At 72.8% G+C, this 25,458-nt stretch carries 23 protein-coding genes; 10 read left to right on the forward strand and 13 right to left on the reverse strand.

The genetic code is table 11. From position 1 onward, the window contains the following. Window positions 1-127: 127 nt before the first annotated feature. The 5 genes from ACFUC1_RS05665 to ACFUC1_RS05685 are packed head-to-tail and all read right to left on the reverse strand — an operon-like array spanning window position 128 to window position 4,671. Window positions 128-1,156: a sensor histidine kinase gene (locus tag ACFUC1_RS05665; protein ID WP_379117506.1), complete on the reverse strand. Its 1,029-nt coding sequence runs from the start codon at window positions 1,154-1,156 to the stop codon at window positions 128-130. A 9-nt stretch (window positions 1,157-1,165) separates the two neighbouring features. Beyond that, window positions 1,166-1,840, reverse strand: a complete 675-nt coding sequence (locus ACFUC1_RS05670; RefSeq protein ID WP_310149621.1) for a response regulator transcription factor — start codon at window positions 1,838-1,840, stop codon at window positions 1,166-1,168. A gap of 30 nt (window positions 1,841-1,870) precedes the next feature. Beyond that, window positions 1,871-2,662 (reverse strand): enoyl-CoA hydratase/isomerase family protein, encoded by a 792-nt coding sequence (locus ACFUC1_RS05675; RefSeq protein ID WP_379117508.1) that lies wholly within the window; start codon window positions 2,660-2,662, stop codon window positions 1,871-1,873. Beyond that, window positions 2,659-3,879, reverse strand: a complete 1,221-nt coding sequence (locus ACFUC1_RS05680) for an adenylate/guanylate cyclase domain-containing protein (RefSeq protein ID WP_379117510.1) — start codon at window positions 3,877-3,879, stop codon at window positions 2,659-2,661. The genes ACFUC1_RS05675 and ACFUC1_RS05680 overlap by 4 nt, the downstream gene beginning before the upstream one ends. 9 nt (window positions 3,880-3,888) lie before the next feature. After that, window positions 3,889-4,671: a biotin--[acetyl-CoA-carboxylase] ligase gene (locus tag ACFUC1_RS05685; RefSeq protein ID WP_379117512.1), complete on the reverse strand. Its 783-nt coding sequence runs from the start codon at window positions 4,669-4,671 to the stop codon at window positions 3,889-3,891. Between the two features lie 24 nt (window positions 4,672-4,695). On the opposite strand from ACFUC1_RS05685, the gene ACFUC1_RS05690 reads away from it, so the two are divergent. From ACFUC1_RS05690 to ACFUC1_RS05700, 3 genes are all read left to right on the forward strand, one after another. Then, window positions 4,696-6,339, forward strand: coding sequence for an acyl-CoA carboxylase subunit beta (locus ACFUC1_RS05690; protein WP_379117514.1), 1,644 nt, complete (start codon window positions 4,696-4,698; stop codon window positions 6,337-6,339). Window positions 6,340-6,413: 74 nt separating this feature from the next. Further along, window positions 6,414-6,647 carry an acyl-CoA carboxylase epsilon subunit gene (locus ACFUC1_RS05695; protein WP_379117516.1) on the forward strand — a complete coding sequence of 78 codons (234 nt, stop codon included), beginning with the start codon at window positions 6,414-6,416 and terminating at the stop codon, window positions 6,645-6,647. Window positions 6,648-6,997: 350 nt separating this feature from the next. Then, window positions 6,998-7,483: a C40 family peptidase gene (locus ACFUC1_RS05700; RefSeq protein ID WP_379117518.1), complete on the forward strand. Its 486-nt coding sequence runs from the start codon at window positions 6,998-7,000 to the stop codon at window positions 7,481-7,483. Between the two features lie 26 nt (window positions 7,484-7,509). Here ACFUC1_RS05700 and ACFUC1_RS05705 read toward each other — a convergent pair whose 3' ends face one another. After that, window positions 7,510-8,196: an MOSC domain-containing protein gene (locus tag ACFUC1_RS05705; RefSeq protein ID WP_379117520.1), complete on the reverse strand. Its 687-nt coding sequence runs from the start codon at window positions 8,194-8,196 to the stop codon at window positions 7,510-7,512. Window positions 8,197-8,282: 86 nt separating this feature from the next. Between ACFUC1_RS05705 and ACFUC1_RS05710 the strand changes: the two genes are divergently transcribed. The 3 genes from ACFUC1_RS05710 (at window position 8,283) to ACFUC1_RS05720 (ending at window position 12,636) form a co-directional block, all read left to right on the forward strand. Next, window positions 8,283-9,989 (forward strand): DUF885 domain-containing protein, encoded by a 1,707-nt coding sequence (locus ACFUC1_RS05710; RefSeq protein WP_379117522.1) that lies wholly within the window; start codon window positions 8,283-8,285, stop codon window positions 9,987-9,989. A gap of 72 nt (window positions 9,990-10,061) precedes the next feature. Continuing rightward, on the forward strand, window positions 10,062-11,933 hold the full coding sequence (locus ACFUC1_RS05715) for a Na+/H+ antiporter (RefSeq protein ID WP_379117524.1): 1,872 nt from the start codon (window positions 10,062-10,064) through the stop codon (window positions 11,931-11,933). A 31-nt stretch (window positions 11,934-11,964) separates the two neighbouring features. Then, window positions 11,965-12,636, forward strand: a complete 672-nt coding sequence (locus ACFUC1_RS05720; RefSeq protein ID WP_379117525.1) for a Maf family protein — start codon at window positions 11,965-11,967, stop codon at window positions 12,634-12,636. Window positions 12,637-12,654: 18 nt separating this feature from the next. Here the strand turns inward: ACFUC1_RS05720 and ACFUC1_RS05725 are convergent, their stop codons facing one another. Together ACFUC1_RS05725 and ACFUC1_RS05730 are read right to left on the reverse strand one after the other, a co-directional pair. Further along, on the reverse strand, window positions 12,655-14,277 hold the full coding sequence (locus ACFUC1_RS05725; protein WP_379117527.1) for an acyl-CoA carboxylase subunit beta: 1,623 nt from the start codon (window positions 14,275-14,277) through the stop codon (window positions 12,655-12,657). Window positions 14,278-14,342: 65 nt separating this feature from the next. After that, on the reverse strand, window positions 14,343-15,524 hold the full coding sequence (locus ACFUC1_RS05730) for an acyl-CoA dehydrogenase family protein (protein WP_379117529.1): 1,182 nt from the start codon (window positions 15,522-15,524) through the stop codon (window positions 14,343-14,345). A 101-nt stretch (window positions 15,525-15,625) separates the two neighbouring features. Here ACFUC1_RS05730 and ACFUC1_RS05735 point away from each other — a divergent pair, with 101 nt between their 5' ends. Next, the gene (locus tag ACFUC1_RS05735; RefSeq protein ID WP_379117531.1) at window positions 15,626-16,024 is read left to right on the forward strand and encodes a MerR family DNA-binding transcriptional regulator; all 399 of its coding nucleotides are present in this window, start codon (window positions 15,626-15,628) and stop codon (window positions 16,022-16,024) included. A 30-nt stretch (window positions 16,025-16,054) separates the two neighbouring features. Here the strand turns inward: ACFUC1_RS05735 and ACFUC1_RS05740 are convergent, their stop codons facing one another. Both ACFUC1_RS05740 and ACFUC1_RS05745 read right to left on the reverse strand, forming a co-directional pair. Further along, window positions 16,055-17,413 carry a hypothetical protein gene (locus ACFUC1_RS05740; RefSeq protein ID WP_379117533.1) on the reverse strand — a complete coding sequence of 453 codons (1,359 nt, stop codon included), beginning with the start codon at window positions 17,411-17,413 and terminating at the stop codon, window positions 16,055-16,057. Between the two features lies 1 nt (window position 17,414). Further along, complete coding sequence (locus ACFUC1_RS05745) at window positions 17,415-18,344, reverse strand: glycosyltransferase (RefSeq protein ID WP_379117535.1); 930 nt, start codon at window positions 18,342-18,344, stop codon at window positions 17,415-17,417. A gap of 167 nt (window positions 18,345-18,511) precedes the next feature. Here ACFUC1_RS05745 and ACFUC1_RS05750 point away from each other — a divergent pair, with 167 nt between their 5' ends. Then, a complete protein-coding gene (locus ACFUC1_RS05750; protein WP_379117537.1) occupies window positions 18,512-19,213 on the forward strand; it encodes a M50 family metallopeptidase in 702 nt (233 codons plus the stop codon). A gap of 8 nt (window positions 19,214-19,221) precedes the next feature. On the opposite strand, the gene ACFUC1_RS05755 is transcribed toward ACFUC1_RS05750, so the two are convergent. Further along, window positions 19,222-20,145 carry a PfkB family carbohydrate kinase gene (locus tag ACFUC1_RS05755; RefSeq protein ID WP_379117539.1) on the reverse strand — a complete coding sequence of 308 codons (924 nt, stop codon included), beginning with the start codon at window positions 20,143-20,145 and terminating at the stop codon, window positions 19,222-19,224. Between the two features lie 79 nt (window positions 20,146-20,224). Here ACFUC1_RS05755 and ACFUC1_RS05760 point away from each other — a divergent pair, with 79 nt between their 5' ends. After that, window positions 20,225-20,974 carry a lysophospholipid acyltransferase family protein gene (locus tag ACFUC1_RS05760; RefSeq protein WP_379117541.1) on the forward strand — a complete coding sequence of 250 codons (750 nt, stop codon included), beginning with the start codon at window positions 20,225-20,227 and terminating at the stop codon, window positions 20,972-20,974. On the opposite strand, the gene kynA is transcribed toward ACFUC1_RS05760, so the two are convergent. After that, window positions 20,971-21,828 (reverse strand): tryptophan 2,3-dioxygenase, encoded by an 858-nt coding sequence (gene kynA, locus ACFUC1_RS05765; protein ID WP_379117543.1) that lies wholly within the window; start codon window positions 21,826-21,828, stop codon window positions 20,971-20,973. The two genes, ACFUC1_RS05760 and kynA, sit on opposite strands and share 4 nt — an antisense overlap. Window positions 21,829-21,940: 112 nt before the next feature. On the opposite strand from kynA, the gene ACFUC1_RS05770 reads away from it, so the two are divergent. Next, on the forward strand, window positions 21,941-23,713 hold the full coding sequence (locus tag ACFUC1_RS05770; RefSeq protein ID WP_379117545.1) for an acetyl/propionyl/methylcrotonyl-CoA carboxylase subunit alpha: 1,773 nt from the start codon (window positions 21,941-21,943) through the stop codon (window positions 23,711-23,713). Window positions 23,714-23,843: 130 nt separating this feature from the next. Here the strand turns inward: ACFUC1_RS05770 and ACFUC1_RS05775 are convergent, their stop codons facing one another. After that, on the reverse strand, window positions 23,844-25,301 hold the full coding sequence (locus ACFUC1_RS05775; RefSeq protein ID WP_379117547.1) for a DUF2142 domain-containing protein: 1,458 nt from the start codon (window positions 25,299-25,301) through the stop codon (window positions 23,844-23,846). Window positions 25,302-25,458: the final 157 nt, after the last annotated feature.

The raw sequence follows: 25,458 nt of genomic DNA on the forward strand, positions 1-25,458 counted from the left end.
GCACTTCTGAAGTGCCGTTTCATGCCAGCAACTGCCGTTTTGCGGGGACGACGGGCAGGTGCGCGGGTATGCCGGGGGCGCGGGGATGCCGGGCAGCCGGCGGTTTGGAGCGGGTGGGCGCGGGCGGTCAGGCGGCCTCGGACTCGCTGAGGAAGAGGGCGAAGATCGCTGGCTGGGCCTGGATCAGCTCGAGCCGGCCGCCGTTGGACTCGGCGAGGTCGCGGGCGAGGGCGAGGCCGAGCCCGGTGCCCGTGGTGGTGACCGACCGCTCGAAGATGTGCGGTGCGATCGTCGAGGGCACGCCCTCGCCCTGGTCGCTGACCTCGACCACGACCGACGGCCCGCTGCGCCGGGCGTGGACGTCGACCGTCCCGCGGCCGTGCGCCAGCGCGTTCTCGAGCAGGGTCGACAGCACCTGGGACAGGTCCACCGGCTTGGCCTGGACCACGAGGCCGCGCTCGCCGTGGACGTGCACGCTGCGGCGGGCCTGCTCGAAGGCCGGCTGCCACTCCCGCTGAAGGGCGGCGATGACCGAGTCGAGCGAGACCTTCGCCTTGGGCTCGTCGCCGCCGCGCCGGGTGCGCGCCATGAGGTCGTCGACGACCCGGGTGAGGCGCTCGACCTGCGCGATGGCGATCGTGGCCTCCTCCTGCACGACGTCCAGGTCGTCGGTCACGGAGATCTCCTCCAGCCGCATGAGCAGCGCCGTGAGCGGCGTGCGCAGCTGGTGCGAGGCGTCGGCGGCGAAGTCGCGCTCGGACGCCAACGACTTGGTCAGCCGCTGGGCGCTGCGGGACAGCACCTCGGACACCTGGTCCAGCTCGGCGATGCCGGAGTGCAGCGGCTGGATGCGGGACTCACCCGCACCGAGCCGCTCGGCCCGGTCGGCGAGCGCCCGCATGGGCTGTGACATCTTGTGCGCCTGCCGGATGGCCACGAAGACCCCGGCCGCGAGCGCGAGGGCGGCCAGGGCGACCACGACGCCGACGAGGCGCATCGACGTCTCGGGTGGTGTGCCCGCCGCCAGCCAGCGGCCGACGACCCCCCGCCCGTCGCCGACGCTCGCGTTCCAGATCGCGAACCCGACCGGTGCCATCGTGATGACGATGGCGAGGCCGACCGCGAGCACCGTCGACCGGATCAGCTGCTGACGCATCGGGGCGGGTCAGACGTCGTCGCGCTCGAACCTGAACCCGACACCGCGGACGGTGGCGATGTAGCGCGGCTGCGCGGCGTCGTCACCGAGCTTGCGGCGCAGGACGGAGATGTGCATGTCGAGGGTCTTGGTCGACCCGAACCACGCCGTCTCCCAGATCTCCCGCATGAGCTGCTCGCGCGAGACGACCTTGCCCTGCTCGCGCACGAGCACCCGCAGCAGGTCGAACTCCTTGGCGGTGAGCTGCAGCTCCTCGTCCTTGAACCACGCGCGCCGGCCCTCGGGGTCGATCCGCACCAGCTCGTGCGCCGCCGGGGCGTCGGAGGGGTTGCGGCGCATGAGCGCCCGGACACGGGCGAGCAGCTCGGCCAGCCGGAACGGCTTGGTCACGTAGTCGTCCGCGCCGGCGTCGAGGCCCACCACGGTGTCCACCTCGTCGGCCCGGGCGGTGAGGATGAGGACGGGCACGGTGCGACCCTCGGCGCGGATCCGGCGGCACACCTCCAGGCCGTCGACGTACGGGAGGCCGAGGTCGAGAACGACCAGGTCGGGGTTCTCCGCGGAGGCCTCGAGCGCTGCCCGTCCGTCGGCGCGCACGTCGACGTCGTAGCCCTCCCGGCGCAGCGCGCGGGCGAGCGGCTCGGAGATGGCGGGGTCGTCCTCAGCGAGGAGCACTCGGGTCATGGGGGGAATCGTAGGCAAAGCGACGCGTCTTCAGCGACCGGGCCACTGTGGTCGGCGTTTCTCGTTGAACGCAGCCACTCCCTCGGCCCGGTCCGCGGAGAACGCCGTGGCCGCCCACATCTCGTCCTCGATCCTCAGCCCGGCGTCCAGGTCGGTGTCGAAGCCCCGGCGCATGGCCGCCTTGGCGTTGCGGACTCCGACCGGGGAGTTGCCCGCGACCACCGTGGCCAGCTCGAGCGCCCGCTCCCGCGCGGTCCCGGCCGGCACGACCTCGTCGACGGCGCCGAGCGCGTGGGCCTCCTGCGCCGTGAACCGCTGGGCGGTGAAGACCATCCGGGCGGCGCGGCTCCAGCCGACCCGCCGGGTGAGGAGCTGGGTGCCCCCGCCGCCGGGGATGACGCCGACCGACACCTCGGGCAGCCCGACGACCGCGCCCTCGCCGCACACCACCACGTCGCAGGACAGCGCGATCTCGAAGCCGCCGCCGAGGGCGAACCCGTCCACCGCTGCCACCACCGGGACGGGCAGGTCGAGGACCCCCCGGTATGCCGCCTGGGCCAGCGGGCGCTGGGCCCGCAGCTGCTCGTCGGTGAAGGAGTTGCGCTCCTTGAGGTCGGCACCGACGCAGAACGCCCTGGGGTGGGTGGAGCTGACGACGACGGCCCGCACGGTGGGGTCGCCCGCGACCTCGCGGGTCGCGCGGCCGAGCGCGTGCGCCATCTCGGTGGAGACGGCGTTCATCGCCTCGGGCCGGTCGAGCACGAGCTCGGCGACGTGCCCACCCTCCCCGTGCCGCTCGATCCGGACCAGGTCGGTCGTCATGAGGTCGTTCCTCTCGTCGTCGGGTTCCACGTCGTCGCCGCGAGCCCGGCCCCGTCCTCGTCCACCGGTTCCGCGCCCTGACCGTCTCCCGGGCCGGTCGGCAGCGAGGCGAGTCCCACCGGCGCACCGACCAGGTCGAGGTCGGCCAGGACCGACGACCGTCCGCCGGCGGAGCGGCGCAGGGCGCTCGGCGTGACCTGGCCGATGCCGCGCAGGGTGCGGCGTCGCTGCGGGGTGGTCTGGAAGCCGGACAGGCTGGCGAGGGCGGTCGCGAGCGCGTCGTCGACGAGCACGCCACCACCCGGCGCGACGCTCGTGAGCCGGCTGGCCCGGTTGACCGTCGTCCCGAAGACGTCGCCGAGGCGGGACAGCACCGGCCCGAACGCCATGCCGACGCGCACGTCGGGCAGCAGCTCGTCCTCACCCATGAGGTCGACGAGGTCGAGTGCGATGGCGGCCGCGGGCGAGGGCTCGATGTGCACGAACAGCACCTCGTCGCCCACCGTCTTGATAACCCGCCCCCCGTGGGCCGTCACGACGTCGGTGGCCAGGGCCTCGAACCGCTGCACCATGACGGCGAGCTGCCGCTCGGTCATCCGGCGCACCAGCGAGGTGAAGTTGACGAGGTCGGCGAAGCCCACGACCCGCACGACGCCCTCGGAGGAGGACTGCGGGTCGGCGTCGGCGAGCATGCGCGAGATCGCCGCGGTGAGGTGGCGGCGCCACGCGTAGACGAGCAGCGGCTCGAGCTCGTCGGCCATGTCGGCGAGCTTGAGGGCGGAGGCGCGGGCGGCCGCCAGGTCCGGGACCGCGCGGGCATCGGCCTCGTCCAGGGCGGCCTCGGTGTCCGGGGCGGCCAGGGCCTCGGCCATGAGCTGGGTCTGCCAGACCGCCAGCCGGTCTGCGGTGCGCGCGAAGGCCCGGGTCATCGCCAGCGCGGTCGCCTCGTCGAGCTCCTGGTCGCGCACGAGCCGGGCGACGGCCTTGAGCGCCATGAGGTCCGCCTCGGTGAACATGGCGTCCTCGTCCTCGACGATCGGGAACCCGAGGGCGTGCCAGAACTTGCGGGCCGACAACAGCGACACCTCGGCCCCGCGGCTGACGTCCCGGCGCCCCATCGTCGCCGGTCGGCCCAGCAGGCGCGCCTCGAGGTCGTCGGGGCTCAGCCCCGCCAGGTCCTCGGGCCGCACGATGCGGTGTCGACCGGCGTCCGTCACGCCGCCACCCTAGCCAGCAGCGGACCGCACGTGGACCACGTCACCCGCCGCCACGGCATACTCCCCCGACGCGCCGGTCACCACGAGGCGCCCGTCGTCGTCCACACCGACCGCGCGCACGCGCCGGACGTCGCCCCCGGTGACGTGCAGGTCCACCTCGCGCCCGATCGTGACGCAGGCCCTCCGGTATGCCGTGTGGACCTCGGCGCGTCCCTGCGGGCCCGAGGAGAGCAGGGCGTGCCAGTGGGCCAGCCGTTCGAGCACGGCCACCACGAGGTCCTCGCGCCGCACGTCTGCGGCACCGGCGAGCCGCAGGGACGTCGCGGTGTCGACGGGCAGCTCCTCGCGCGACTGGTCGACGTTGATCCCCAGGCCCACCACGACACCGCCGGGCTGCAGCTCGCAGAGGATGCCGCAGACCTTGCGCTCGTCGTCGGCCGGCAGGAGCACGTCGTTGGGCCACTTGAGGTCCGCCTGCAGGCCGGTCACCTCGGCGACGGCGTCACGGACGGCGAGGCCGGTGACCAGCGGCATCCACCCGCGGCCCGCGTCCGGGGCGGGCAGCAGGACCGACATGGTCACCGAGGTCGAGGCCGGCGTCTCCCACGTGCGGCCGAGGCGCCCTCGGCCGGCCTGCTGGTGGTCGGTCACCACGACGTGGAACGGGCGGGCGAGCCGCGCCGCCTCGGCGTTGGTGGAGCCGAGCGTGGGGTGGACGTCGACGCCGGTCCACGGCGTCCCCGACGTGACCAACGCCTCGTGCAATGCCTCACTGTCGAGCGGTCCGCGCATGGCTCCAAGGCTAGGCTCGCCGCCATGGCCTCGACCACCGATCCCCTCGACAGCTTCACCACGACGGGCGGCACGGACGTCCCGGACGACATCGACGTCCACACCACAGCGGGCAAGCTCAAGGACCTCAGGCGCAGGGTCGCCGAGGTCGCCCACGCCGGTTCCGAGCGGGCCGTCGAGAAGCAGCACGCGCGCGGCAAGAAGACGGCACGCGAGCGGCTCGAGATGCTGCTCGACGAGGGCTCGTTCGTCGAGATGGACAAGTACGCGCGGCACCGCTCGACGGCGTTCGGCCAAGACCAGAACCGCCCCTACGGCGACGGGGTCGTCACGGGCTACGGCACGGTCGACGGGCGCACCGTCGCGGTCTTCGCGCAGGACTTCACCGTCTTCGGCGGGTCCCTCGGCGAGGTGTTCGGCGAGAAGATCTGCAAGGTCATGGACTTCGCCATGAAGGTCGGCTGCCCCGTCATCGGGCTCAACGACTCCGGCGGCGCCCGCATCCAGGAGGGCGTGGTCTCGCTCGGGCTCTACGGCGAGATCTTCCGTCGTAACGTGCACGCGTCCGGCGTCATCCCGCAGATCTCGCTCATCATGGGCCCGTGCGCCGGCGGTGCCGTCTACTCACCCGCGGTCACCGACTTCACCGTGATGGTCGACCAGACCTCGCACATGTTCATCACCGGCCCCGAGGTCATCAAGACGGTCACCGGCGAGGACGTGTCCTTCGAGGAGCTCGGCGGCGCGAAGGCGCACAACACCAGGTCCGGCGTCGCCCACTACATGGGCAGCGACGAGCAGGACGCCATCGACTACGTCAAGGCGCTCATCTCCTACCTGCCGAGCAACAACCTCGAGGACCCGCCCGCGTTCGAGGAGGAGGCGGACCTCGAGGTCACCGACCACGACCGCGAGCTCGACACCCTCATCCCGGACAGCGCGAACCAGCCGTACGACATGAAGACGGTCATCGACCACGTGCTCGACGACGGCGAGTTCCTCGAGGTGCACCCGCTGTTCGCGCCCAACATCGTCTGCGGCTTCGGCAGGGTCGAGGGCCGCTCGGTCGGCGTCGTGGCCAACCAGCCGATGCAGTTCGCCGGCACGCTCGACATCGACGCCTCCGAGAAGGCCGCCCGGTTCGTGCGCACCTGCGACGCGTTCAACATCCCGGTGCTCACCTTCGTCGACGTGCCGGGCTTCCTGCCGGGCACCGACCAGGAGTGGGACGGCATCATCCGCCGCGGTGCCAAGCTCATCTACGCGTATGCCGAGGCCACCGTCCCGCTCGTCACCGTCATCACCCGCAAGGCGTACGGCGGCGCGTACGACGTCATGGGCTCCAAGCACCTCGGTGCCGACATCAACCTCGCCTGGCCCACCGCGCAGATCGCGGTCATGGGCGCGCAGGGCGCGGTCAACATCCTCTACCGGCGCCAGCTCGCGGCGGCGCAGGAGGCGGGCGAGAACGTCGACGACGTGCGCCAGCGGTTCATCACCGAGTACGAGGACACCCTCGCGAACCCGTACGTCGCAGCCGAGCGCGGCTACATCGACACGGTGATCACCCCGAGCAACACCCGGATGAACGTCACCAAGGCGCTGCGGGCGCTGCGCACCAAGCGCGAGACGCTGCCGCCCAAGAAGCACGGGAACATCCCGCTGTGAGCCGACAGCGAAGCGAGGACCCGAGCGAGGGACGAGCGAGGCCCGGAGCGAGCGCGGAGGCGAACGAGCAGGTCGTGGGCGACGAACCTGCCAACGGCCCCGAGAGGACGCCGCTGCGGCTCGTGCGCGGCGACGCGACCCCCGAGGAGGTCGCCGCGCTGCTCGCGGTGCTGTCCGCGGCCGCCGGGGCGGACGACCCTCCGCCGGCGCCACGGCCGGTGTCCCGGTGGGCCTCGCGGGAGCGCGCCGTGCGCCGGCCGCTGGCACCCGGGCAGGGTGCCTGGCGCGCCTCCGGCTGGCCCCGGTAGCCCAGCCGGGACCCCCCTGACGCACTAGTACCAACGACCCCGAGGCCGCATGGGCCGTTCGGCCCGGATCCGGCGTGCGGCTAGGTCCTGACGGGGGCCCGACCTACCGTGGAAGCCAGTCCCCGCCAGCCAGGGTGGGGCGGTCCGCCCGGTCGCCGAGCCCCGACACCCGTGCGGACGGCAAGACAAGTCTTGCCGAGAGTGTCGGGGACGGAGAACCCAGCAGGACGGGAGCGGTACGAGCGCTTCCTCGGGGTGAAGCCGCTGGCACGCAGCCAGGGCCGGGCAGTTCGGTAGCCCGAACCCGACAGGTCACTCTTCGCAGGCGGTCCGAAGATTGGCCCCTCCCCATGTCCCTTAACACGACGCTGCGCCGTGCCCTGCCCTCGTCCCGCTCGGCCTACCTCCTCGCCCTCCTCCTCGGCCTCGGGCTCGTCGCGAGCCCCGTCGCCACCCCGGAGGCCCACGCCGCGGTGTCCCTCGGCACCGTGTCGTCCGCGGCCCGCGTCGCCGCCGCCCAGGTCGGTGTGCCGTACCGGTACGGCGGCACGAGCCCGAGCACCGGGTTCGACTGCTCCGGCCTGACGCTCTACGCCTACGGCCGCGCCGGCAAGCGCCTGCCGCGGACGGCGCAGCAGCAGTACGCCGCGTCGACCCGGATCAGCGCCCGCAGCGCCCGCCCGGGGGACCTCGTGTTCTTCCACAACGGCGGCACGGTCTACCACGTCGCCGTCTACGCCGGCTCCGGCTGGATCTGGCACGCCCCCAAGCCGGGCAAGCGGGTCGCCAAGGTCCGCCTCTGGACCACCGCCGTCACCTACGGCCGCGTCCGCTGACGGGCGGCGTCGGTCAACCCGTCACGTCAGGCGTCGAGCTCGACCCCCGCGGGGGTGCGTCGCTCGACCATGTCGCGCAGCTCGGCCGCCTCGGCCTCCACGAGGCAGCCGGAGTCGAGCACCCGGCGCGCCGCGTCGAGGTCGCCCATGAACGCACGGAACGTCACCGGCACCGTGATGTCGTGGTCGGGTCGCGAGCGCACCACCACCGCGTCGCCGCTGCGGACCGTGCCCGGCGCGACGACGGAGAGGTATGCCCCGGTGCGGCCCCGCGCGGCGAACCGCTTGGCCCAGCCGCTCTCGCCCATCCGTGCCGTGAAGGTGGAGCACGGGATCCGCGGGCCGCACACCTCGAGCACGACCTCGTCGCCGACCTCCCACACCTCGCCGACGAGGGCGCCGTCCACGTCCAGCCCGGTGGTCGTGAGGTTCTCGCCGAACATCCCGCTGGGCAGGTCGCGGCCGAGCTCGGCGGCCCACCAGTCGAGCTCCTCTCGGGCGAAGGCGTAGACCGCTTGGGTGTCGCCACCGTGGTGCCGGGTGTCGCCGAGGAAGTCGCCGACCAGCCCGCTGCCGAGGCCGCCGTGCTTGGGCCCGGGCGCGCGCACCTCGACGGACTCGACCGGGACCTTGCCGATCCCGGTGGTGCCGACCTTCTTGGCGGTGTTGGGCTGCGGCGCCCCGACGTTGAGGGACAGGACTGAGGCGCTCATGGCGCCACCCTACGAGCCGCGGCAGCCGGAATCGCCCGGATATTGCCGATGCCTCCTCCCGGAACCCTGGGGTACGTTCGCCCCTTGTGACGACCGAGACGACTCCCCGCCCAGCAACCGACATCGACCGGATCGCCGACGAGTACCTCTCGGCCGTGGTGACCCTGAGCCCGATCACGGCGACGTACCTCGGCATCCCGGGCCACGAGGAGGAGCTCGACGACTTCTCCCCCGCGGGTCACGAGGCGCACTCGGAGCTGCGGCGGGAGACCCTGTCCCGGCTCGAGGCCGCGTCCCCCGTCGACGACATCGACCGCGTCACCCTGGCCGCCATGCGGGAGCGGCTGGGCCTCGCCGAGGAGACGCACGCTGCCGGGCTGGACGAGATGGCGCTCAACGTCATCGCCTCGCCCCTGCAGGAGGTCCGCGGCTGTTTCGACCTCATGGCCACCGCCACGGATGAGGACTGGGGCGTCATCAGCCGGCGCATGGAGAAGGTGCCCGCCGCGCTCCAGCAGTGGAAGCAGAGCCTGCTCTCCGCCGCGGAGAAGGGGAACGTCGCACCCCGCCGCCAGGTCGAGGCGTGCATCCAGCAGTGCGCCGACCTCACCGCGGGCGACGGCTACTTCGCGACCCTGGTGAAGGACGCGCGGCTCTCCGACGGCGAGGACGACGGCGAGCTCTCGGAGGGAACCCGCGCGGGCCTCGGCGAGGCGACACGGGCGGCGTCCGCGGCATACGGCGAGCTCGGGACCTGGCTGCGCGAGAACCTGCTCGACCGCGCCCCCGAGGCCGACGCGTGCGGGCGCGAGCGCTACCAGCTCCTGTCGCGGTCCTTCCTCGGCGCCACCGTCGACCTCGAGGAGACCTACCGCTGGGGCCAGGAGGAGGTCGCGCAGATCACCGCCCGGATGGAGGAGGTCGCCGAGCGGATCAGGCCCGGCGCCACCGTCAAGGAGGCGATCGCGGCCCTCGACGCCGACCCGGCATACCAGCTGCACGGCACCGACGCGCTCAAGGCGTGGATGCAGGAGCGCGCCGACGAGGTCATCGCGAACCTCGCCGGCACCCACTTCGACATCCCCGACCCGGTGCGCACGATCGAGTGCCTCATCGCCCCGACCCAGACCGGCGGCATCTACTACACCGGGCCGTCGGAGGACTTCTCCCGGCCGGGCCGCATGTGGTGGTCGGTGCCCAAGGGCGTCACCGAGTTCGGCACCTGGAAGGAGCTCACGACCGTCTACCACGAGGGCGTCCCGGGCCACCACCTCCAGGTCGCCCAGACGGTCTTCCGCTCCGAGCTGCTCAACTCCTGGCGGCGCATGGCCGCGTGGACCTCCGGCCACGGCGAGGGCTGGGCGCTGTATGCCGAGCGGCTCATGGACGAGCTCGGGTACATGGACGACCCCGGCAACCTCATGGGCCTGCTGGACAGCCAGTCGCTGCGCGCGGCGCGGGTCGTCATCGACATCGGCGTCCACTGCGGGTTCGAGGCGCCGCAGGAGGTCGGCGGCGGCGAGTGGACCTACGACAAGGCGTGGCAGTACCTCACGGCGCACGCCAACCAGGGCGAGGCGTGGCTGCGGTTCGAGCTCGACCGCTACCTCGGGTGGCCGGGCCAGGCGCCTTCGTACAAGATCGGCGAGCGGCTGTGGATGCAGCTGCGCGACCAGGTCCGCGAGCGCGAGGGCGAGTCGTTCTCGCTCAAGGACTTCCACCGCCGGGCGCTCGACATCGGCGGCGTCGGCCTCGACACGCTGCGGGAGGCCGTGCTCGGCGAGCTCGGCTGACGCCCCGGGGGCTGCCGGCTCCCGTGAGACGGGAGTCGGCGGGGCGCCCCGGCGGGTGCGAGGATTCCCCCCGTGGAATCAGCAACGGTGATCGTCGCCATCATCGCCACGGTCGTCGTCGTCGCGGGGCTCGCCCAGCGGTTCGGGTTCCTGGCCCCCCTGGCCCTGCTCGTCGTGGGGGTCGGCATCAGCTTCGTGCCGGTCATCCCCGAGCCGGCGCTGAGCTCCGAGCTCGTCCTCGTGGGCCTGCTGCCCCCGCTGCTGTACGCGGCCGCGATCCGCACCTCGCTCGTGGACTTCCGGGCGAACGCCAGCCCGATCCTGGCCCTGTCCGTGGGGCTGGTCCTGTTCACCGCGGTCGGCGTGGGGCTCGTCACGTGGTGGATGCTCGGTGTGCCGTTCGTGGTGGCCTTCGCCCTCGGCGCCGTCGTCGCCCCGCCGGACGCCGTGGCGGCGACCGCCGTCGCGCGGCGGATCGGCCTCCCCCGCCGGATCGTGACCATCCTCGAGGGCGAGTCGCTGCTCAACGACGCGACCGCGCTGGTGTCGCTGCGGACCGCGTCGGCGGCGATCATCGCCGCGGGGAGCGTGACCTTCGCGTCCACCGCCGTGGACTTCGGCCGGGCGGTCGTGCTCGGCATCGGCTTCGGGGCGCTCGTGGCCTTCGGGGTGGCGTTCGTGCGGCGCAAGGTCACCGACCCGGTGATCGACACCTCGATCTCGTTCATGGTGCCCTACGTCGCCTACCTGCCGGCCGAGCACTTCCACGGGTCCGGCGTGCTGGCCGTCGTGGTCGCCGGCCTCGTCCTGGGCCACAAGTCGCCCGTCGTGCAGAACGCGTCGTCGCGCCTCAGCGAGCGGATCAACTGGCGGACCATCCAGTTCATCCTCGAGAACGTCGTCTTCCTCATGCTCGGCATGCAGATGCGCCGGCTGGTCAAGGACGCCCTCGACTCGGGTGTGGGGCTCGGGCGGCTCATCGGCATCTGCACCCTCGTGGTCGTCACCGTCGTGGTCCTGCGGCCCGTCTACGTCTTCCCGTTCAAGTGGGTCGAGTCCAAGCTCAAGGGCGGGGGCCCGCAGTTCCGGGCGTCCAACAGCGCCGTCATCTCCTGGGCCGGGATGCGCGGCGTGGTGACCCTCGCGGCTGCGTTCGCGCTCCCCGAGCAGACGCCGGAGCGGCCGGTGCTGGTGCTCGCTGCCATGTCCGTCACCGTGGGCACCCTGCTGCTCCAGGGCCTCACGCTGCCCTGGCTGGCCCGACGCCTCGGGGTGCGCGGCCCGGACCCGCGCGAGGACGCGCTCCAGGAGGCCACCATCCTCCAGGCGTCCGTCGCCGCCGGCCTCAGGGCGCTCGAGGAGCACGACGAGGCGGACGAGGGCACCATCGAACAGCTCCGTCGTCGCGCCGAGAACCGGACCAACATCGTCTGGGAGCGGCTCGGGCAGGGCCGGGAGGACGGGAGCGAGACCCCCAGCGCGGCATACCGGCGCCTGCGCATGCACATGCTCAGCGCCGAGCGTGAGGAGCTGCTGAAGATCCGCGACGCGGGCAACGTCGACCAGGAGGTCCTCGTCCACGTGCTGGCCCAGCTCGACCTCGAGGAGTCCATGCTCGACCGGATCGAGGAGCGCACCGACGAGCTGCGCGAGGACCCGCTGCTGCCCCCTGAGCGGGCGGTCGACGAGTGCGAGCACCTCGCCGCCCACCACGACCGGTTCGTGCCGCCGCTCACGCCGCACGGCTGCCAGGAGTGCCTCGAGCTCGGCGACACGTGGGTGCACCTGCGGCTGTGCCTGGACTGCGGCCACGTCGGCTGCTGCGACTCCTCGAAGAACAAGCACGCGAACAAGCACTTCGAGGAGACCGGCCACCCGGTGATGCGCAGCTTCGAGCCGGGCGAGGCGTGGCGCTGGTGCTTCGTCGACGAGCAGGTCGGCTGAGCGGCCCGGCGGCACCGGCTAGGTTGTGCGCGTGACCCCGCACCTCGTCCTCGCCTCCGCCTCCCCCGCCCGCAAGAAGCTCCTCGTCGCCGCCGGCGTCGAGGCGAGCGTCGTCGTCAGCGAGGTCGACGAGGACGCGGCCGTGCGCGACGCCCGGCACATCCACGGCGACGAGCTGGGGGCCGAGGACGTCGCCCTGCTGCTCGCCCGCGCCAAGGCCGAGGACGTCGCCGCGCAGGTCGACGGCGCGCTCGTCCTGGGATGCGACTCGGTGCTGGAGCTCGACGGGGAGGTCCACGGCAAGCCCGCGTCGGCCGCAGAGGCCATCTCGCGCTGGTCGCGGATGAGCGGCCGCTCCGGCGTGCTGCACACCGGGCACTGGGTCGTCGACACCCGCGACGCGGACGAGGGCGGCACCGGCGCGACCCTCGGTGCGACGGCGGCCACCACCGTCCACTTCGCGCGCCTCGAGGCCGAGGAGGTCGAGGCGTACGTCGCCACCGGCGAGCCGCTGCGCGTGGCCGGCGCGTTCACCCTCGACGGGCTCGGCGCGCCGTACGTCGCCGGCATCGAGGGCGACCCGAGCAACGTCGTCGGGCTCTCGCTGCCCCTGCTGCGCGAGCTGCTCGCCGAGGTCGGCGTGCCGTGGCGCGAGCTGCGCGCCGCCGCCTTCCGGGGCGCCCAGGGCGAGCGCGGCGCCTGACCCGCCGCCGCGCCGCGGTCAGACCGGGGGGATGTCGCGGCGCTTGGTGGCGAAGTGGCGCTCGCGGTTCCTCGCGTAGCGCAGGCGCAGGAGCAGCTCGGAGCGCAGCGCGTCGGCCTCGATGACCTGGTCGAGGACGAGGTCGGCGGCAAGGCGCTCGAGGTCGACGTCCTGCTCGTACTCGCGCCGCATCTGCTGGACGAACGCGTCCTTGGCCTCGACGCCCTCCTCGGCCTCGATGGCCGCGATCCGGTTGGCGTAGACCGCGTTGACCGCCGCCTCGGGACCCATGACCGCGATCCGCGCGGTCGGCAGCGCGATCGTCGCGTCGGGCGCGAACCCCGGGCCGCCCATCGCGTAGAGCCCGGCGCCGTAGGCCTTGCGCACGATGACGCAGAACTGCGGGACGGTCGCCGAGGAGACGGCCGAGACCATCTTGGCGCCGTGGCGGATGATGCCGCCGCGCTCCACCTCGGAGCCGATCATGAAGCCCGGCACGTCGGCGAGGTAGACGAGCGGGATCGAGTACGCGTCGCACAGCCAGATGAACCGGGCGGCCTTGTCGGCGCTGTCGGTGAACAGCACCCCGCCCTTGACCGCGGAGTTGTTCGCGACGATGCCGACCGTCTCACCGGCCATCCGGCCGAAGCCGACGACCAGCTCGGGCGCGAACAGCGGCTTGACCTCGAAGAACGACTCGTCGTCGACGAGGCCGTCGATCACCTCGTGGATGTCGAACGGCTGGCTCTCGCGCTCGGGCACCGTGTGCCGGGTCAGCGGACGCGACGGCTCCTCGGGCGCGTACGTCGGCAGCTCCGAGCGCCAGGAGGCCGGCAGGTAGGAGAAGTAGAGCCGGGCCATCTCGATCGCCTCGGCGTCGTCAGAGACGAGGAGGTCGCCCACGCCGGAGACGGTGCAGTGCATCCGGGCGCCACCCATCTCCTCCAGCGACACCTTCTCCCCGACGACCATCTCGGCCATGCGCGGGCTGCCGAGGTACATCGAGGCGTTGCCCTCGACCATGATCACGAGGTCGGTGAACGACGGGATGTACGCCCCGCCCGCCGCGCTCGGCCCGAACAGGCAGCAGACCTGCGGCACCTTGCCGGACAGCGCGACCTGGTTGTGGAAGATGTGGCCGGCGCCCCGCCGGCCGGGGAACATCTCGACCTGGTCGGTGATCCGAGCGCCGGCGGAGTCGACGAACCAGAAGACCGGCAGCTCCTCACGCAGCGCCATCTCGGTCGCCCGGACGATCTTCTCCACCGTGCGCGCACCCCACGAGCCGGCCTTGACGGTCGGGTCGTTGGCGATGACGATCGCGGGGCGCCCGTCGACCGTCCCGCGGCCGGTGACGACTCCGTCGGCCGGCAGGCCGGACGCGGTCGCGTTGGCGTAGCGGCCGTCCTCGACGAACGAGCCCTCGTCGAAGAGCAGCGCGATCCGGTCGCGGACGTAGAGCTTGCCCTGGCTGTCGAGCTTGGCCCGGGCCTTCTCCGGCGCCGAGGCGGAGGCCTCGTGTGCCGCGGCGAGCCGCTCGCGGACGTCGGTCACCTTGGGGTCGGAGCCCGAGTCACCGCCGACCGCGAACGGGGCGGACCCGGGACGGGTGGACGACGCTGGGGTGGAGGTCACCGGCATACCCTCTCGAACTTCGGTGGACGAACGGATTGCGTTGTGGGGCAGGGCGTTGCGGCGCAGCGGGCTCAGGCAGTCGGCAGGCCGAGGTGCCGCGCGATGACCATGCGCTGGACCTCGGAGGTGCCCTCGCCGATCTCGAGGATCTTGGCGTCGCGGTAGAAGCGCGCGACGGGGTACTCCTCCATGAAGCCGTTGCCCCCGAAGACCTGCGTGGCGATGCGGGTCGCCGTGACGGCCGCCTCGGTGGAGTACAGCTTGCAGATCGCGGCGGCCTGCTTGACCTCCTTCACCGAGCGGCGGCCGCGCTCGAGCTCGTCCTTGAGCCACGCGGCCTTGTACGTGAGCTGGCGCGACGCCTCGACCATGACGGCGAGGTCGGCGATCTGGAACGACACGCCCTGGTTGACCCCAATCGGCTTGCCGAACGCCGTGCGGGTCTTCGCGTACTGCGTCGTCTCCTCGAGCATCCGCTGGCTCATCCCGACCGCGAGCGCCGAGATGGCGATCCGGCCGTCGTCGAGCGTCTTGAGGAACTGCTTGAAGCCGTCGCCCTCGTTGCCGAGCAGGTTCGAGGCGGGGACGCGGCAGTCCTCGAAGGTGAGCCCGTGGGTGTCGGAGGCGTGCCAGCCGAGCTTGTCGTATGCCGGCTCGACCGTGAATCCCGTTGTGCCGGAAGGGATCATGATGGCCGAGATCTGGGCGGACCCGTCGTCGGCCGTGCCGGTGCGGGCGGTGACGGTCACGACGGAGGTGATGTCGGTGCCGGAGTTGGTGATGAACGCCTTGGCGCCGTTGACGACCCACTCATCGCCCTCGCGGACGGCCCGGGTGCGGGTGGCGCCGGCGTCGGACCCCGCGTCGGGCTCGGTGAGGCCGAAGCCGGCGAGCGCGCGGCCGGCGACCAGGTCGGGCAGGAAGCGCTCCTTCTGCTCCTGCGTGCCGTAGGTGAGGATCGGGTTGATGCCCAGGCCCACGCCGGCCGACAGGGTGATGCCGATCGACTGGTCGACCCGGCCGAGCTCCTCGATCGCGACGCAGAGCGAGGTGAAGTCGCCGTCGTCGCCCATGCCGCCGAACTCCTCCGGCACGACGAGGCCGAAGAGCCCGAGCTCGCCCATCTTGGGCACGAGGTCGGACGGGAAGTGGTGGTCCTTGTCCCACTGGGCGATGTGCGGCTCGACCTCGGCCTGCGCGAACTCCCGCACGACCTTGCGGAAGTCCTCGTGCTCCTTGCTCAGCTCGAACATCGCTCACTCCTTCGTGGCATGCGCCTTCGGGGGTCGCCCGGCCGCGCGGCATCCGTGTCATTGCTTGACGTTGACGTAAACGTAAAGCAATACTCGCGGGTATGCCAAGCCCCACCGTGACCGAGCAGCGGACCTGGACGATCCGCGAGGTGGCCGAGGAGTTCGGGGTCACCCACCGCACGGTCCGGCACTACGAGGACCTCGGGCTCATCTCCCCCGAGCGTCGCGGCACCCAGCGGGTCTACCACCGCCGGGACCGCACCCGGCTCGCCCTGATCCTCCGTGGCCGGCGCCTCGGCTTCCCGCTCGAGGAGATCCGCACGATCATCGACCTCTACGACCGGCCGCGGGGCAGGGCCAGCCAGCTCGAGTACGTCCTGGGGCAGATCGACGAGCGGCGCAGCGACCTCGAGCAGCGCCGCCGCGACCTCGAGGACGCCCTCACCGAGCTCGACGAGTTCGAGCGCCGCTGCCGCGAGGACCTCGACCGGCTCCGCTGACCGCGGTCACGACGTCACGGGGAACTCCACCTAGGCCGGCACCGGTTCCGTCGACGACGGGTCGGCCCCGGCGACGTCGCGCCCGCGGGGCGAGCCGGGGCTGAGGCGCCCGGGGTCCCGGCCGCCCCCTCGCTGCAGCGCAACCCCCGCCCCGAGCAGGGACGCGAACAGCAGGACACCGAGAGCCGCCGGCACGCACCGGTAGACGAAGAACGCATGGATCTGGGAGTGGTTGCGGAGCACCTCGTACCAGAAGGGGACGCACAGCGCGGGGAGCGCGACGATGCCGGTGCCGAGGAGGCCGCGGACCCCTCGGCGCAGGGACAACAGCGCACCCACGGCGACGACCAGCACTCCGGTCCAGAGGACGGCGTGCGCGGTGGGGATGTGGTCGAGCCAGTAGTGCCAGTTGGTCCGCGACGCGGCCCCGAGCTGCGTCCCCACCCCCTTGTACGTCCCCTGGGTGCGGAACGAGATGACCTGGCGCACTTCGTTGACGACGTTGTCGTACCCCACGAAGGGGACGGCGAGCACCCAGCGGCTCACCCAGGTGAGGGCGAAGGAGACGGGCCACACTAGCCCCGCACCCAGGACGCCCAGCAGTGCGGGGCGCAGGGCACGCGTGCGGGTCCACGTGGTGCCCGCCAGCACGGCCGACGAGAGAGCCCACCCGATGGAGGGGGTCGTGAGCAGGTCGACGTAGCAGAACAGCGCGGCTGCGAGCGCCACCGCGACGAGGCCTGCCCCCACCGAGCGCCGGGCCGCCCAGGCGACCAGGGCTGCGCCGGACAGGTAGGTGGCGATGGCCAGCGCCTGGGAGGACGAGGTCGAGGGTGTGGACGCGAGGTTGGTGGACAGGACGAGTGGGGCGAACAGGCCCAGCGCCGCAAGGCGCGTGGTGGAACGACCCACCACCGAACCTGCGAGGACGAGCGCGCCCAGGAGCAGCGCGCCGGAGACGACACGGACGCCATCCATGCCGTAGGCGGCGAGCAGCGGGCGCGTCAGCGGTGCGTAACCGGCCCAGTACCTGAAGTAGTACCCGTCCTGGCCGGACGGCAGCCCTTCGGCCACGCGCTGGAGGCCCGTCGCCCCCGTGGGGCAGCTCGGCAGGCGCGGCATGACGCCCGCCCGGCGCAGGGAGCTCGTCTCACCACCGCCCACCCCGGTCACCGCGACCACGCACTCGGTGAACGTGTCCGCGGTGCCACCCATGCGGTCCGGCACCCCGGGGGGGCCGAACGTGCCGTGGCGCACGTCCAGGACCAGCTGGTTCGCTATGGCCCTGTCGGGGACCGCCTCGGCACCGACCAGCAGGGCGAAGAACAGCAGCTGGAGCCCCACGAAGCCGGCGACCGCGAGGGCCACCACGCGCAGGGAGCGGCGCATGTCAGGACGCCTGCGGGGGGCCGGGCAGCGCCATGTACGCGATGCGCGTCGTCTCCTGACGAATCTTGCGCAGCCCGTCGAGGAGGATCCCGATGACCGCCGTCAGCAGTGCGAGGACCATGACCGACGAGGCCAGGAAGGCGGTCGGGAACCGGGGCACGAGTCCCGTCCGGGCGTACTCGACCACGACCGGCAGGCCCAGCGCGGCGCCGACGAGGACCAGCAGGACCGACAGCACGGAGTACAGGGCCATCGGTCGCTCGTGGTGGAGCAGTCGGGCGATCATGCGCAGGATCCGGAAGCCGTCGTGGTACGTCCGCAGCTTGCTCTCCGAACCCGGCGGTCGATCCCGGAAGCCCACCGGGACCTCGAGCTGGGGCACGCGGTTGTTGATCGCGTGGACGGTCAGCTCCGTCTCGATCTCGAAGGCCCTCGACACGGCCGGGAACGACTTGACGAAACGGCGCGAGAAGACGCGGTAACCGCTGAGCATGTCGTTGACCGGGTACCCGAAGATGGTCGAGACCACCCTGTTGAAGAAGCGGTTCCCGCTCTCGTGCCCCTGGCGGTATGCCGTGGGGTCCTCCGGCGAGCGGACGCCAGTCACGTGGTCGTAGGGGCCGGCGAGGAGCGCCTCGATCATGCCGGGCGCCGCGAAGGCGTCGTAGGTGTCGTCCCCGTCGATCATGAGGTAGATGTCGGCGTCGACGTCGGCGAGGGCGCGCCGGATGACGTTCCCCTTGCCCTTGAGCGTCTCGTGGCGGACCACGGCCCCGGCCTCGCGGGCGACGGCGGCCGTCCGGTCCGTGCTGGCGTTGTCGTAGACGTAGACCACGATCCCTGGGACCGCTTCGCGCAGGTCGGAGACGACCTTGCCGACGGCGGCCTCCTCGTTGAAGCACGGGACGACGGCCGCAATGGTGGGCGTCATGCCAACAGTCCTACCCTCCGGTTCGCGATGGCACCCCGGTGCCGGGTCTGCCGCTGCCGGGGGAGCCTAGCCGACCCCGTCCCCCCAACCGTGCAGCAGCGGGACAGCCGCCCACGCGGCGCAGCAGCGCGTGCGTCCTGCCGGCGACCCTCGACTACCGTGGCACCGTGGACTGGGACGTGGTCGGCGCACGCGTCGTGCCCACCACCGGCATCGCACTCGCTCCGTCTGTGGTGCTGACCGCGCTCGCCGCCGCGCTGGTCGTGGTCGGCGCCGCCCCGGTCTGGCAGGCGCTGCGCGTCGTCGTGACGCTCGTGCACGAGCTGGGCCATGCCCTGGTCGGCATCGCCGTCGGCCGCCGGTTCACCGGCTTCGTGCTGCGGGGCGACATGTCCGGCCAGGCGGTGACCGTCGGCCCCTCGCGCGGAGCCGGGCGCGTGCTCACGACCTGGGCGGGCTACCCGGCCCCTGCCCTCCTGGGGGCCGTGATGGTCTGGGCCGCCGCGCGCGGATGGTCGGCCCCCATGGTCACCGCCGGTCTCGTCGTCCTCGTGGTCGCCCTGCTGCGCGTGCGGTCGGCGCTCACCGCCCTGGTCATGGTCCTGGTCCTGGCGGCGAACGGGGCCCTGTGGTGGTGGCGGGACGACCGGCTGCAGGCGACCGTGCTCGTCGCGTTGGGGGTGGTCCTCGTCGTCGGGGCGTGGCGGCACCTGGGGGCGGTCGCGGGAAGCCGCGAGCGCGGCAGCGACCCGGCGGTGCTCGCCGCGCTGACCCGCGTGCCGCGCGGGGCGTGGACGGCGACCTTCGTGCTGGTCTGCGCCGCAGCGACCGCGTGGGCCGGTCGCGTGCTGCTCGACCTCGTGCGCTGACCTGCGGGTCAGGACGCCCGGGCGGCCAGGAAGGCGTCGATCTCGGCGGCAGTCGGCGCCGTCGCCGGTCCGCGACGCGTCACCGTGATCGCCCCGGCGGCGTTGGCCCGCCGGGCCGCCGTCACCCAGTCGGTCCCCCGCGAGACCTCGGCGACCAGCACGCCGGTGTGGGTGTCACCCGCGCCGTTGGTGTCGACGGCCTCCTGCGGGTACCCGGGCAGCGCCTCCGTGCGGCCGTCCAGCCGCAGGTGGCACCCGCGTGCGCCGTCCCGCACGACCGCGACCGTGCCGTCGGCGAGCCGCTCGGCGACCGCCGCGACGGACTTCGCCGGGTCGGCAAATCGCGTGAGCTGCTCGGCCTCCTCCGCGTTGCTGGTCCAGACCGCCGTCCGGTCGAGGACCCGCTGCTGCAGCGGGGCCCCCAGCTCCCCGAACGCCGCGCCCGGGTCGAGCACGACCAGCACGCCGTCGGCGAGGTCGTCGAGCCACTCCAGCAGCGGGTCGCGGGTCCGCCCCACGAGCGAGAACCCGCTCACGCAGACGAGGTCCCCGGCGACCGGGCTGCTCGTGGCCAGGCTGGCCGCGCTGATCCGCCGCTCGGCCCCCTGGGTCGTCACGAACGTGCGCTCGGCGCTCGGCTCCACCATGACGACGCAGATCCCGGTGTCGAGTCCGTCGACCACCGGGCTCGACACCGCGACCCCCTCGGCCGCCAGCGCCGAGCGCACGAGGTCGCCGTTCGGCCCCTCGCCCACCGCGCCGGCGAGCACGGCCTCGGCCCCCGAGCGGGCGGCGGCGACGAGGATGTTGACGGCTCCCCCGGCATACCGCTCGTAGCTGCGGGCCACCGCGTTCCCGCCACGCCGCGGCAGCGCGTCCACCTCCATGACCACGTCGACGAGGGCCTGTGCCGTGTGGATGACCCGCGTCATGCCCGGAAGTATGCCGGTGCCCGCTACCGTCGGCAGGGAGGCCGGGGAGCCCTCCGGCCCGGGCAGTGCAGGAGGGGACGTGCGCGACCTGGTGTACCCGCCGATCGTGGTCGCGGCCAAGGTCGGCCTGCGGCTGCTCGGCCAGCGGGTCGAGCTGGCCGGCGCCGAGAACGTCCCGAGGCACGGCGGCGTCGTGCTCGCGCTCAACCACCTCGGCTACCTCGACCCCGTCTACGGCGGCCTGGCCGCCGACCCGTCGGGACGGCTGGTGCGGTTCCTGTCCAAGCGCGAGCTGTTCGAGCACCGGTGGATCGGCCCGGTGATGAGGGGCGTGCACCACATCGAGGTCGACCGGGCCGAGGGAGGGAAGTCGCTGGAGACCGCGGTCGAGTACCTGCGCGCCGGCGAGGCCGTCGGCATCTTCCCCGAGGCGACCATCTCGCGGTCGATGGAGCTCAAGGAGTTCAAGACCGGCGCCGTGCGCATCGCCGCGGCGGCGGGCGTGCCCGTCGTGCCGGTCGTGCTGTGGGGCACGCAGCGGGTGCTCACCAAGGACCACCCGCGCGACCTGACGCGGGGGCGCACCGTCACCATCCGGGTCGGCGCCCCGAGGACGTATGCCGCGACCGACCCGGTCGCCGACACCGCCGACCTGCGCGCGGCGATGGGCCGGATGCTCGAGGAGGCGATCGCCGCGCACCCGGCGGGCGAGCAGCCAGAGGGGTCGTGGTGGCTCCCCGCACGGCTCGGCGGCTCGGCGCCCACCCCCGAGGAGGCCGCCCGGCTCGACGCCGAGGAGAAGGTCCGCCGGGCAGCGCGCCGAACCTAGACGCGGGTGCGGACGGCGTAGAGCTCGGGGAAGAAGGTGAGGTCGAGGGCGCGGCGCAGGAAGTCGACGCCGGACGAGCCGCCGGTCCCCCGCTTGTGGCCGATGGTGCGGGTGACGACCTGCAGGTGGCGGAATCGCCACTGCTGGAAGTTGTCCTCGATGTCGACGAGCTCCTCGCAGGTCTCGTAGACGCCCCAGTGGTCGTGCGGCGCGGCGTACACCTTCGCGAAGGTGTCGACGAGCTCCTCGTCGGCCCGGTAGGGCTGGGACCAGTCGCGCTCGAGCAGGCCCTGCGGCACGGCATACCCGGCCCTGGACAGGTAGCGCAGGAACTCGTCGTAGAGGCTCGGCTGGTGCAGCAGCTCGGCGAGCATCGACCGGGCCTCCTCGTCGTGCTCGAAGACCTGGAGCATCTCGGCGTTCTTGTTGCCGAGGAGGAACTCCACCGCGCGGTACTGCCACGACTGGAAGCCCGAGCTCGTCGCGAGGAACGGCCGGATCAGGGCGTACTCGCTCGGCGTCAGGGTGGCCAGCACCGACCACTGACCGGTGAGGACGACCTGGATGTGCTTGACCCGGGCGAGGCGCTTGAGGGCCGGCGCGAGGTCGTCGGCGGCGAGCAGGTCCCGCGCCGAGCGCAGCTCGTGCAGCATGAGCTTGAGCCACAGCTCGGACGTCTGGTGCTGGATGATGAACAGCAGCTCGTCGTGCTGGGCGGGGACGCTGCGCGGGTGCTGCGCCGACAGCAGCCGGTCGAGGTCGAGGTAGTCGCCGTAGGACATCGCGCGGGAGAAGTCGCGCTCGACCGTCTCCTCGAGGTGGCGCAGTGCGCGGGCGTCGTCGGCGGAGCTCATGGGGCACACGATAGGGCCCGCCCGAGCATGCGGACGCGCGCTGCGCCACTGTCGCCGATGCCACACCCCCGTCGCCGTGGGTGCCGTGGCGGAAACGGCTAGGCTCCGCGACATGGCGCCCATCTCCAAGGTCCTCATTGCCAACCGCGGCGAGATCGCCGTCCGCGTCGCCCGTGCCTGCGCCGACAGCGGCCTCACCTCGGTGGCCGTGTATGCCGAGCCGGACCGGGACGCCCTGCACGTGCGCGTGGCCGACGAGGCCTACGCCCTCGGTGGGACCACCCCCGGTGACTCCTACCTCGTGCAGGAGAAGCTAATCGAGGTGGCGAAGAAGGCGGGCGCCGACGCGGTGCACCCCGGCTACGGGTTCCTCTCCGAGAACGCCTCCTTCGCCCAGGCCGTGATGGACGCCGGGCTGACCTGGATCGGGCCGCCGCCGCACGCCATCGACTCCCTCGGCGACAAGGTCAAGGCCCGGCACATCGCCGCCCGCGCCAACGCCCCGCTCGTGGCGGGCACCGCCGACCCCGTGGCGGACGCCGACGAGGTCGTGGGCTTCGCCAACGAGCACGGACTGCCGGTGGCCATCAAGGCGGCCTACGGCGGCGGCGGTCGGGGCCTCAAGGTCGCCCGGACCATCGAGGAGATCCCGGACCTGTACGACTCCGCGGTCCGCGAGGCGGTCGCCGCCTTCGGACGGGGCGAGTGCTTCGTGGAGCAGTACCTCGACAAGCCGCGCCACGTCGAGACCCAGTGCCTGGCCGACCAGCACGGGAACGTCGTGGTCGTCTCCACCCGCGACTGCTCGCTGCAGCGCCGGCACCAGAAGCTCGTGGAGGAGGCGCCCGCCCCGTTCCTCACCGACGAGCAGAACGCCGAGCTGCGGCGCGCGTCCAAGGCGATCCTGTCCGAGGCCGGGTACGTCGGCGCCGGCACCTGCGAGTTCCTGGTCGCCCAGGACGGCCGCATCTCCTTCCTCGAGGTGAACACCCGCCTGCAGGTCGAGCACCCGGTCACCGAGGAGGTCACCGGCATCGACCTCGTCCGCGAGCAGTTCCGGATCGCGGACGGCGAGGAGCTCGGCTACGACGACCCCGAGCCGGTGCGCCACTCGATCGAGTTCCGCATCAACGGCGAGGACGCCGGCCGTGGCTTCCTGCCCGCACCGGGCACCGTGTCGGTGTTCGAGCCGCCGTCGGGCCCGGGCGTGCGGCTGGACTCCGGGGTCGTCTCGGGCGACGTCGTCGCCGGGGCGTTCGACTCGATGCTGGCCAAGCTCATCGTCACCGGACGCGACCGCCGGCAGGCCCTCGAGCGCGCGCGCCGGGCGCTTGCCGAGTTCGTCATCGAGGGCATGCCCACGGTGCTGCCGTTCCATCGCGTGGTGGTCGAGGACCCCGCCTTCGCGCCGGAGGGCGACAAGCCGTTCACCGTGCACACGCGGTGGATCGAGACCGAGTTCGACAACCAGATCCAGCCGTATGCCGGCCCGGTCGCCGATGCGCCCGAGGACGCCGGCGAGCGCCAGACCGTCGTCGTCGAGGTCGGCGGCAAGCGGCTCGAGGTCGTGCTGCCGGGTGGGCTCTCCCTCGGTGGGGGCGGCGGCACCGCCGCCAAGAAGAAGGCGCCCCGGCGCTCCTCGGCTGCCAAGGGTGGCGGCGCGGCATCCGGTGACTCCCTCACCGCCCCCATGCAGGGCACCATCGTCAAGATCGCCGTCGAGGAGGGCCAGCAGGTCGAGGCGGGCGAGCTCGTCGTGGTCCTCGAGGCGATGAAGATGGAGCAGCCGATCAACGCCCACAAGGCCGGCACGATCACCGGCCTGACCGCCGAGGTGGGCCAGACGGTCACCAACGGCGCGGTCCTGGCCGAGATCAGGGACTGACCGACCCACCGCCTTCAGCGCGGGGCGGCCATCGTTCCCGCGCCTGCTGGGCCGGGCTCGGTGGCCGCGGCATGCCCGGGCTCGGTGGGTGCCGGGCTCGGAGGGTGCCGGGCTCGGTGGGCGCCGGCGGTCAGGCGTGGAACCACGGCAGGTACATCACCGCGACGTACTTCAGGGCGGCCAGGACGAGCGCGGCCAGACACAGGAGCGGAATCGTCCGCTGCAGGCGGCGAGCCGTGGTCGGGGCGACCGGGGAGCGGCGTCGCACGAGCTGCGCGGCCACGGACACCCCCAAGAGGCCCAGGGGGACGAAGTACCGGCCCTGGACCCCCGTGACGAAGGACGCCCGCAAGGGGGTGAACGCGAGGTAGAGGGTCCCGAAGATGGCGAGCACGCTCGCGAGCCACACCAGCGCCATGGCCGTCAGCCTCACCCGTCCGGCGCGTCCGACACCCGCGTGCGCGAGACCGACTCCGAGCGCCACCACCGTGCACGTCGCCCCGGCCACGCTGGTGACCACGTTGGTGCTGAGCCCGTAGCCCATCTGCCCGAGGAAGCTGGTGAGGTAGATCCAGTCGTTGATCGCCAGGGTCCGCACCGCGATCCCCGGCAGCGCCAAGGGGTGGCCGAGGACGTAGGACAGCTGTTCGGCCGGCTGGACCAGGTGGCGCTGGGCCGGCCCGCGGAGCCACCCCATGGCGTCGGCCGTCCCGGCCGACAGGGAGCTCCACCAGAGCAGTCCGCCCACCGCCAGCAGGAGCGCGCCCGCAGCCGGCCAGGCGCGGAGCAGCCGCGCTCCCCGCGACCGGGCCGGGGACGGGCCTGCAGGTCGGGGCACGACCAGCAACAGCAGCGAGAGGATGACGTAGGTCGGCTTCATCAACGGCAGGGCGACGGCCGCGCCGTACATCGCGGCGGCCTCCCAGCGGGAGAGGGTGCGCCCCTCGTCCCTCGGGAGGAGCACGGCCGCCTTGGTCACGAGCGCGACGAAGGTGAAGGCCACCGCATTCGTCAGGGCATCTGCGGAGACCACGCCGGTCTGGTAAAGGGCCGTCGGAAGCAGAGCCAGCGCCATGGCCGGCCACCGCAGGCGGAACGCCCGCAGGGCCAGCATCCCCAGGGAGACGACCAGCGTGTAGGCCAGCACCTGGGCGAGACGCATCACCCGCCACGCGGTTCCGATGTCGAGGTCGAGGAGCCGTGCCAGCCTGACCCCCACCGCGGCCGGGACGTACGGCACGGGCGAGTAGGCGGCGGTGTTCGGGAACCACGTGACGACCGGCTCGGCGTTGACGGGCCGCGCCAGGGCAGCGTCCCGCGCGGCGCTCGACACGAAGAGGGGGCGTCCCCCTGCGGGGGCGCGGCCCGGGGGTCCGGCGAAGCTGTTGAGCGCCACCGCACTGCTGGGGACCGCCCCGCCGTAGACCCTGGAACCATCCACGTCCGGCAGCCGCACGGGCGCGAAGTGCCCGGACGCCACCTGGTAGGCCCGATCGAACTGGGCAGCCTCGTCGGGCCCCCAACCCACGGGCACCGCGATCGCGAAGAACGTGCCGAAGAGCAGGGACAGGGCGGCGACCGTGACCACCGTGGGATCCAGGCGCGTCACGAGACGTCCCGACAGCCCTTGCTGCCGCACGTAACCCGCCTCAGCACCACGCGTGCTCACCGACACCGTTGCCGCCTCCTCACGGAAGTTCCTTCCACCACGACAACGATGTCAGGCCCTGTGGTCCGGTCCACGG

This window comes from Pedococcus sp. NPDC057267, from assembly GCF_042668795.1.
Classification (GTDB): Bacteria; Actinomycetota; Actinomycetes; order Actinomycetales; family Dermatophilaceae; genus Pedococcus.

Excerpts from the sequence above, each read along its gene's own strand:
- ACFUC1_RS05725 (WP_379117527.1), bottom strand. The coding sequence starts at position 14,277 with ATGCCGGTGACCTCCACCCCAGCGTCGTCCACCCGTCCCGGGTCCGCC.
- ACFUC1_RS05690 (WP_379117514.1), top strand. The coding sequence starts at position 4,696 with ATGGCCTCGACCACCGATCCCCTCGACAGCTTCACCACGACGGGCGGC.
- ACFUC1_RS05740 (WP_379117533.1), bottom strand. The coding sequence starts at position 17,413 with ATGCGCCGCTCCCTGCGCGTGGTGGCCCTCGCGGTCGCCGGCTTCGTG.
- ACFUC1_RS05745 (WP_379117535.1), bottom strand. The coding sequence starts at position 18,344 with ATGACGCCCACCATTGCGGCCGTCGTCCCGTGCTTCAACGAGGAGGCC.
- ACFUC1_RS05705 (WP_379117520.1), bottom strand. The coding sequence starts at position 8,196 with ATGAGCGCCTCAGTCCTGTCCCTCAACGTCGGGGCGCCGCAGCCCAAC.
- ACFUC1_RS05770 (WP_379117545.1), top strand. The coding sequence starts at position 21,941 with ATGGCGCCCATCTCCAAGGTCCTCATTGCCAACCGCGGCGAGATCGCC.
- ACFUC1_RS05675 (WP_379117508.1), bottom strand. The coding sequence starts at position 2,662 with ATGACGACCGACCTGGTCCGGATCGAGCGGCACGGGGAGGGTGGGCAC.
- ACFUC1_RS05735 (WP_379117531.1), top strand. The coding sequence starts at position 15,626 with ATGCCAAGCCCCACCGTGACCGAGCAGCGGACCTGGACGATCCGCGAG.
- ACFUC1_RS05755 (WP_379117539.1), bottom strand. The coding sequence starts at position 20,145 with ATGACGCGGGTCATCCACACGGCACAGGCCCTCGTCGACGTGGTCATG.
- ACFUC1_RS05685 (WP_379117512.1), bottom strand. The coding sequence starts at position 4,671 with ATGCGCGGACCGCTCGACAGTGAGGCATTGCACGAGGCGTTGGTCACG.
- kynA (WP_379117543.1), bottom strand. The coding sequence starts at position 21,828 with ATGAGCTCCGCCGACGACGCCCGCGCACTGCGCCACCTCGAGGAGACG.
- ACFUC1_RS05670 (WP_310149621.1), bottom strand. The coding sequence starts at position 1,840 with ATGACCCGAGTGCTCCTCGCTGAGGACGACCCCGCCATCTCCGAGCCG.
- ACFUC1_RS05730 (WP_379117529.1), bottom strand. The coding sequence starts at position 15,524 with ATGTTCGAGCTGAGCAAGGAGCACGAGGACTTCCGCAAGGTCGTGCGG.
- ACFUC1_RS05665 (WP_379117506.1), bottom strand. The coding sequence starts at position 1,156 with ATGCGTCAGCAGCTGATCCGGTCGACGGTGCTCGCGGTCGGCCTCGCC.
- ACFUC1_RS05700 (WP_379117518.1), top strand. The coding sequence starts at position 6,998 with ATGTCCCTTAACACGACGCTGCGCCGTGCCCTGCCCTCGTCCCGCTCG.